The following is a 7,768-nucleotide window of genomic DNA, read 5'->3' as shown; positions in this document are numbered from 1 at the left end:
AGTACTTCCCGAAAGGCACCGACCTCGCCGGCTACACCGCCGACTACCTCGACTACGTCGCCACCCAACTCAACAACCGGCCACGCATGACCCTCGACTGGAAAACCCCGACCGAAGCCCTCGAACACCTACTCTCAAACCCACCAGAAACCGGTGTTGCACTGACCGCCTGAATCCGCCCATCCGAACGACCTGTCCCCGCCGAATCACCTGATCTCGGCGAGGGAAGCCGACGCCCGCTCGGGCCGGCGTCGTTGACCGGCCGCATCCACCGCAATAGGTTCGCCTCAGGGAGGCACGGGTGGCACAGCGGGTGCGGTTGCGCGGGCGACGCTCGGTCGCGTTCGTGCTGGGCGGCGGCGGCGTGCGGGGAGCGGCAGAGGTCGGCATGCTGCAGGCCCTGCTCGAGCGCGGCATCCGTCCCGATCTCGTGGTCGGCGCATCGATCGGCGCGATCAACGGCGCCGTGCTGGCCGCCGACCCCGAGGGCGACGTCGTCGGCAGGCTGACCGACGCCTGGACCTCGCCGGAGGCGGCCGCCGTCTACGGCAACGGCTTCTTCGCCCAGCTCGGGCGCCTCGCGAGAACCCGCACCCACCTCAACTCCCCCGAGCCCCTGGAGCACCTGCTGCGGCAGTCGCTCGGTCACGACCGCACGTTCGAGCAGCTGAAGGTGCCGTTCCTCGCGGTCGCGGCATCCATCGAGCGGGCCGCCGAGCACGTGTTCGACTCGGGGCCGCTGATCCCCGCGATCCTCGCGTCGGCGTCGGTGCCGGGCCTCCTGCCGCCGACCGAGATCGGCGGGGAGCACTTCTTGGACGGCGGCATCGTCGACTCGATCCCGATCTCGCCGGCCGTGGATGCCGGGGCCCGCACGATCTATGTGCTGCAGGTCGGCCGCATCGAGCAGCCCCTCGAAGCGCCGCGGTCGGCGGCGTCGACCGCCAGGGTCGCCTTCGAGATCGCCCGCCGGCACCGCTTCGCCCGCGACGTCGCGACTCTCCCCGACAACGTGACGCTGCACGTGCTGCCCACCGGCGGTCCGCTCGTCGGCGACCACAAGCTCGCGTCGTACCGGCGCACCTCGACGGTGCACGACAGGGTGGCGCAGGCTCATGCCGCCACCGTCGCCTACCTCGATGCGCGAGGCATCCGGTGAGAGCCCCGCCGACCTGGGTGCGTCGCGTCGTCATCGCGCCGCTCGTGATCGTGCTCGCCCTCGTGCTGCTGGTCACCTCGCCGCTGTGGCTGCTGATCGCCCTCGCCCTCACCTCTCTCGTGCCCGGCCGGTTCCGGCTGCCGCGCGTCGTGTGGCTCGTGATCGTCTATCTCGTGTGGGATGCCGCCGTCGTCGTCACGATGTTCGGCCTCTGGGTGGGCTCGGGTTTCGGCTGGAGAGTCCGCTCGCCCGCCTTCATCCGCGCGCACTACCGCGTCGGCAAGTACGCGCTGCGGGTGCTGTTCTGGGTGTTCGGGGCGGTGCTGCGCCTCGAGATCGTGACGACGGGATCGGATGCGGCAGACGCCGTCGCGGCCGAGCACGACTTCGATGCCGTGCTCGCGCCGGGCACTCCCCTGGTCGTCGCCTCACGGCACGGCGGCCCCGGCGACTCGTTCATCCTCATCCACACGCTGCTCAACGAGGCCGCCCGCATGCCGCGGATCGTGCTGAAAGACACGCTTCGGTGGGATCCCGCGATCGACGTGCTGCTCAGCCGCATCCCGACGCGGTTCATCCACCCGACGGGGTTCCAGAAGGCGGGCGCGCCGAAGCAGTCGGGCGGCGGCAGGGGCGTCGAGGCGCAGATCGGCGAGCTCGCCGACGGGCTCGGGCCCGAGGATGCGCTCGTGATCTTCCCCGAGGGCGGGCAGGTCTCGGCGTCGCGCCGGCGCAGCCGCATCGACCGTCTGCGCGCGGCCGGGCGCGAGAAGCTCGCCCAGCGCGCCGAGGGGCTGCGCCACGTCATGCCCCCGCAGCCGGGCGGCGTGCACGCGGCCCTGTCGGGCGCGCCCGATGCCGACATGGTGTTCATCGGTCACACGGGGCTCGATCACTTCCTCACCCTCGGCGACATCTGGCGCGAGCTGCCGATGGACAAGCGCATCACGATGCGGGCCTGGCGGGTGCCGCGCGCGGAGATCCCCGCCGAGCGCGAGCCGCAGCAGGAGTGGCTGTTCGGGTGGTTCGAGCAGATCGACCGCTGGATCGACGCTCGCACCCCCGCGGACGCCTCCGCCGACCCGCGGGTCTGACCCCCGGCATCCCCTCCCCCTCCCGCAACTTGGCACCTTCGGTCGCTCGTGGGGGCCCGCATGCGACAGCAGGTGCCAAGTTGCGGGAGGGGAGAAAGGAGAGAGGAGAAAGGAGAGGGGGCGGTCAGGTCAGGCGGAAGACGCGGATGCAGACGAGCCCGGGCTCGGGGCGGGCATAGCCGACGAACTGCGACTCGGCCAGCCACCGCAGCGCCGGCGCATCCGTCTGGAACACGAAGGCGGTGCGGTAGTACAGCTCCTCCTCGGTGGCCGAGCCACCGGCGAACAGCCGATCGGCCGCCTCGGGCGACGCGCGCCAGTAACCGCGGTTCACGACGTCGACGCGCCCGTCATCGGTCTCGAGCACGTACCGCGCGTCGAGCTGCACGGTGTCGCCGCGGGCGACCCACCAGTCGCCGCCGCCCGCCCGCACCCGCCCGGTCAGCCGGGGGCCTGCGGCCTCGCCGCCGGTGATGGGGGTGAACTGCAGGTCCTCAGACGCGGATCTGCCGATCGGCACGGGGTCGTCGACCTGCACCCGCAGTTCGAAGACGAACTCGAACCCTGGCTCGAGCAGAGCACTCACGCGCGCGCCCCCACCGGCGCATCGATCGGGGTCAGGGTGCCGAGCGCGGCCTCGACGTCGCGCGCCGCAGCCAGAGCGACGTGGTCGTTGTTGCGCGCCGCGATCAGCTGCACGCCCGTGGGGAGGCCCTCGTCGTCGAGCCCCGTCGGCAGAGCCACCGACGGCAGCCCGAGGAAGTTGACGGTGACCAGCAGCCGGTGCGCGCGCCACAGCTCGGTCGTGGCGGCAGGCCCCGACAGGTCGAACCCGATCTCGGGCATGCGCCGGGCCGACACCGGCCCCAGCACGATCGGGTGCTCGACAAAGAACCGCTCCCAGGCCGCGGCGATCAGCATCCGTCGCGCCCACGCGCCTCCGTACGCCTCGCCCGATTCGAGCACCGTCGTCTCGGCCGCGTTGTCGAGGAAGTATCTCGTCGACCCTGCGCTCAGCGGCATCGGCAGCGCGCCGGGCAGGAACGCGCCGACCATCTCGGTGGTGGAGATCTGCCGCCACAGGGTCGCGGCCTCCTCGATCATCGGAGGCTCGACGTCGTCGACCTGCCACCCCGCGGCCGCGAGCGCGTCGGCCGCCCGCCCCACGGCATCCGCGACCTGCGGGTCGACCCCCCACCCGAGCGGGTCGCGCACGACGGCGACGCGGCGCGGCCCCTCGTACGACGACGGATGCGGAACGCTGACGGCCGTCGGGTCGCTTCCGTCTGCGCCGTGCATGAGCGAGAACGCCGTGTCGAGGTCATCGACGCGGCGGGCGATCGGGCCATTGACGGCGAAGAACTGCAGCGACAGCGCCACCGGCTCGGTGATCTCGGCGGTCGGAGCGGGGATGCGGCCGGCCGACGGCCGCAGCGCGCACACGCCCGCCGCGTACGCGGGCAGCCGCAGCGACCCGCCGTAGTCGTTGCCCAGGCCCAGCGGCACCATTCCGGTCGCGACCGCGACGGCGTCGCCGCCGCTCGAGCCGCCGGGCACCCGCGACGGATCCCACGGATTGAGCGTGCGGCCGAACAGGTCGTTGTCGGTGTCCCACCGAAGCCCCCAGTCGGGCATGTTGCCGCGGGCGATCGGGATGGCCCCGGCCTCGAGCAGGCGCCGCACCATCGTCGCGTCGCGCGCCGGCACGGCATCGGCCAGGAACGGCCATCCGCTCGTGGAGGCCGACCAGGTGAGGTCGATGTTCTCTTTGACGCAGAACGGCACACCGGCCAGCGGCCCGACCTCCTCGCCCGCAGCGAGGCGGCGATCGACCTCGACGGCCAGTGCCCGCGCCCTCTCGTCGAACACGACCGTGATCGCGTTGACGGCGGGGTTGACCTCGGCGATGCGCTCCAGGTGCGCGTCGATCACCTCGACGGCGGTCGCCCGACGGAAGCGGACGGTGGTAGCGAGTTCGCTCAGCGAGAGCTGCCAGAGGGGCGTGGGGGTCATTTCTTTCCTCTCGGGATCGGCGCAGTGGCGACCGTCGGCAGCGCAGAGGTGCGCGCGGGCAGCCGCCGGCGCGGCACCCACCCCTCTCGCGGGATGGAGTCGAGCAGCGTGCGGGTGTAGTCCTGCTGCGGCCGGTCGAGCACGTCGGCGATCGGCCCCTGCTCGACGATGCGGCCCGATCTCATCACGACGACGTGGTCGCACAGCCGCCGCACGGTGGTGAGATCGTGCGAGATCATCAGCAGCGCCACGCCGGTGTCGCGACGGATGTCGTCGAGCAGCGTCAGGATCTCGACCTGGGTCGTGACGTCGAGGGCCGAGACCGCCTCGTCGAGCACGAGGATCTCGGGCTCTGCGGCCAGTGCCCTGGCGATCGCGACGCGCTGCCGCTGCCCGCCCGACAGCGACCGCGGGCGCTGGTCGGCCAGCGCGGGATCGAGAGTCACCATCGTGAGCAGCTCGTCGACCCTGCCGCGGATCTCGGCCTGGGGTGCCGAGCGGCGGTGCACCGCGACCGCCTCGGCGAGGCACTGCCGCACCGTTTGGCGCCGATTGAGCGACTGGTAGGGGTCTTGGAACACCATCTGCGCGATCCGCGCGCGGTGTCGGCGGTCGGCCGCGCGCCGGGCGGGTGCGATCCAGTCCTCGCCCTTGACGGTCACCGCTCCCGCGTCGGCGGTCTCGAGTCCGCAGATGATCCGCGCCGTCGTCGATTTGCCCGAGCCCGACTCGCCCACGATGCCGAGAGCCGCACCGGCGGCCAGGGCGAACGAGACCTCGTCGACGGCGACGAACTCCTCGCGCCCGAAGCCGCGCTCGGCGCGAACCTGGAACGTCTTGCGCAGGCCCTCGACCGCGAGTACGGGCTCTGCGGCGCCGCCCGGCTCGACGACGCCGTCTGCGGGGAGGGATGCCGACAGCAGCCGCTTCGTGTACGGCTCGGTCGCGTCGGCGCGCATCGTCGCCGCCCGCAGCGTCTCGATCGTGCGCCCGTGCTGCATGACGGCGACCCGATCGCAGACGGCCCCGGCCAGCGCCAGGTCGTGCGTGATGAACAGCATCGCGAGCTCACGGTGGCGCCGGAGGTCGGCGATCACGGCCATGACCTCCTCTTGCGTCGTGACGTCGAGAGCGGTGGTGATCTCGTCGGCCAGGAGGATCCGCGGGTCCATCGCGAGGGTCGCCGCGATCATGACGCGCTGCAGCAGGCCACCGCTGAGCTCGCCCGGGCGCTGCCTGAGACGGCGCGCAGGATCGGGGATGCCGACCTCGGCGAGCAGTTCGATCGCCTGCCGCTCGGCCGAGCCGGGCTTCTCGCCGGCCACCGCGACGAGCGCCTCTGTCATGAAGTCACCGATCGTGCGCAGCGGGTTCAGGTGCGCGCGCGGGGTCTGGAAGACCATGCCGATGCGGCGGGCGCGCACCTCGCGCAGGCGCCGCGGCGCCATGGTCGAGATGTCGTCGCCGTCGATGCGGATCGTGCCGCCGACGGTGAAGCCCTCGGGCAGCAGTCCCGCGACCGCGCGGGTCGAGAGCGTCTTTCCCGACCCCGACTCGCCGACCAGCCCCAGCGCCTCGCCTGCCCGCACCTGCAGCGTGCAGTCCGCGACGAGGGCACGACCGGCCGTGGAGGTCACCGATACGCGCTCGAGCTCCAGCACGTTCTCGCTCATCGCTCGGCCCCTTCCGCCCAGGTCGTCACGCGCGCCCCGAGGATGTTGACGGCGAGCACCGTGACCACGACGAAGAGGGCGGGGAACATCGACTGCTCGGGGGCACCGGTGAGCAGCGCCGGCTGGCCGGCGGCGATCATGATGCCCCAGTCCGACGACGGCGGCTGGGCGCCCAGACCCAGGAACGAGATGGCGGCGAGATCGAGCATCGCGTAGCCGAACCCGATCGTGGACTGCGCGAGGATCGCCGGCAGCAGCGCCGGCACGAGGTGGCGGAAGCAGATGGCGAGCGACCCGACGCCCTGGATGCGCAGCGCCGCCATGTAGGGCTGCGCGAGCTCGGAGCGCGCCGAGGTGCGCACGAGCCTCGCGACGATCGGCAGATACGCGATCGACAGTGCGATGATCGGGGCGACCAGGCCCTTGCCGAACATCGCCACGGCCAGCACCGCCAGCACGAGCCCGGGGATCGCGAAGATCACCTCGATGACGCGGGAGCTGACCGCATCCACCGCTCCGCCGAACCACGCCGACGCGATCGCGAGCGCCGCGCCCAGGAGGGTCGACAGCAGCACGACGAAGACGGGGGCGACAACGCTCGAGGCAGCCCCCGCCAGCACCCGCGAGAGGATGTCACGGCCGAGGTCGTCCGTGCCGAACGGATGCTCCAGGCTCGGCGGCGCCGACAGCGGCCCGACGTAGAGCGCGTTGGGGTCGTAGGGCGCCAGCAGCGGACCGAACAGCGCCATCGCGACGATGAGCACCGTGACCACGGCGGCTGCGAGGAACAGCGGATCGCGGGCGGCGACCCGGCGGGCGAGCCCCGGAACGCGGCCGCCGGCGAGCTGTGCGACGCTCATGCGCTCCTCCTCGGCTTGACGGAATCGGGATCGATGACGGCGATCGCGACGTCGGCGATCGCGTTGAGCACGACGAAGAGGGCCACCAGCAGCAGCGAGATGATCTGCACGACCGGCAGGTCTTTGCGGGCGGCCGCCTCGGTCAAGAGCGACCCCAGCCCACCGATGCCGAACGCCTGCTCGGCGATCGCCGACACGGCGAACAGGCCCGCGATCGTGGCGCCCGAGACCGAGAGGATCACCGGCGACGCGTTGAGGAAGACGTGCCGGCGGAAGATCTGCGCCCGAGGGATGCCGCGCACCCGCGCCGTGTCGACGTGCTCGGCGTGCAGCTGGGCGACGACGGCGCCGCGGGTGATGCGGCTGAGGTAGGCGATGTAGAGCACCGACAGCGAGATCGCGGGGAGCGTCAGGTGGTACAGGTTGTCCCAGAAGCCGTCGCCGGTGCCGTACACGGGGAACCAGCCGAGCACCCGACCGAACACCCAGATGAGCAGGATCGCCACGACAAAGGTGGGAAGCGCCACCCCGATCGAGGTGGCCACCAGGATCGCCCGGTCGGTGCCCCGACCTCGGGTCGCGGCGACGATGCCCGAACCCACGCCGAAGATCGCGATCAGCACAACGGTGTAGACGACGAGCAGGAACGTGATGCCGATCCGAGGGGCGATGAGGTCGACGACGTCGGTCTTGTAGACGAACGAGGTGCCGAGATCGCCGGAGAGCACGGATGCCACCCAGTGCAGGTACTGCTGCCACACAGGGTCGTCGAGGTGATGCTCTGCGCGGATCTGGGCGATCATCTCGGGCGTCGGCCGCACGCCGCCGGCGAGCGCCGTGACCGGGTCGCCGGGGGTGAGCAGCACCGCCGAGAAGATCACGACGCTGGACAGGAAGAGGGTGAGCACAAGCCCTCCGAGCTTGCGCAGCAGCGGCAGCAGGACTCTCGCGGTCATCGCGCTCCTCCTC

Annotated in this window: 7 protein-coding genes and 1 pseudogene; 3 read left to right on the top strand and 5 right to left on the bottom strand. The window is 71.8% G+C overall.

Annotated elements, in window-relative coordinates:
• From OAW74_RS11240 to OAW74_RS11230, 3 genes and pseudogenes are all read left to right on the top strand, one after another.
• Window positions 1–173 (top strand): annotated as a pseudogene (locus OAW74_RS11240) (IS30 family transposase); the annotation flags it as partial.
• Window positions 174–301: 128 nt separating this feature from the next.
• Window positions 302–1,159: a patatin-like phospholipase family protein gene (locus OAW74_RS11235; protein ID WP_262874452.1), complete on the top strand. Its 858-nt coding sequence runs from the start codon at window positions 302–304 to the stop codon at window positions 1,157–1,159.
• On the top strand, window positions 1,156–2,253 hold the full coding sequence (locus OAW74_RS11230; protein ID WP_262874451.1) for a 1-acyl-sn-glycerol-3-phosphate acyltransferase: 1,098 nt from the start codon (window positions 1,156–1,158) through the stop codon (window positions 2,251–2,253). The genes OAW74_RS11235 and OAW74_RS11230 overlap by 4 nt, the downstream gene beginning before the upstream one ends.
• A gap of 124 nt (window positions 2,254–2,377) precedes the next feature.
• On the opposite strand, the gene OAW74_RS11225 is transcribed toward OAW74_RS11230, so the two are convergent.
• From OAW74_RS11225 to OAW74_RS11205, 5 genes are read right to left on the bottom strand one after another with little or no spacing between them, the layout of a single operon-like run.
• Window positions 2,378–2,839 carry a DUF3237 domain-containing protein gene (locus tag OAW74_RS11225; RefSeq protein WP_262874450.1) on the bottom strand — a complete coding sequence of 154 codons (462 nt, stop codon included), beginning with the start codon at window positions 2,837–2,839 and terminating at the stop codon, window positions 2,378–2,380.
• The gene (locus OAW74_RS11220) at window positions 2,836–4,266 is read right to left on the bottom strand and encodes an amidase (RefSeq protein ID WP_262874449.1); all 1,431 of its coding nucleotides are present in this window, start codon (window positions 4,264–4,266) and stop codon (window positions 2,836–2,838) included. Before OAW74_RS11220 ends, OAW74_RS11225 begins: the two co-directional genes overlap by 4 nt.
• On the bottom strand, window positions 4,263–5,939 hold the full coding sequence (gene nikE / locus OAW74_RS11215) for a nickel ABC transporter ATP-binding protein NikE (RefSeq protein WP_262874448.1): 1,677 nt from the start codon (window positions 5,937–5,939) through the stop codon (window positions 4,263–4,265). Before nikE ends, OAW74_RS11220 begins: the two co-directional genes overlap by 4 nt.
• A complete protein-coding gene (locus OAW74_RS11210) occupies window positions 5,936–6,799 on the bottom strand; it encodes an ABC transporter permease (protein ID WP_262874447.1) in 864 nt (287 codons plus the stop codon). The genes nikE and OAW74_RS11210 overlap by 4 nt, the downstream gene beginning before the upstream one ends.
• Window positions 6,796–7,755: an ABC transporter permease gene (locus OAW74_RS11205; RefSeq protein ID WP_262874446.1), complete on the bottom strand. Its 960-nt coding sequence runs from the start codon at window positions 7,753–7,755 to the stop codon at window positions 6,796–6,798. Before OAW74_RS11205 ends, OAW74_RS11210 begins: the two co-directional genes overlap by 4 nt.
• Window positions 7,756–7,768 lie beyond the last annotated feature (13 nt).

Source organism: Microbacterium fluvii, assembly GCF_025515205.1.
Lineage (GTDB): Bacteria > Actinomycetota > Actinomycetes > Actinomycetales > Microbacteriaceae > Microbacterium > Microbacterium fluvii.
The sequence above is the reverse complement of the archived record's forward strand: the minus strand, read 5'-3'. Positions and strand labels throughout refer to the sequence as shown.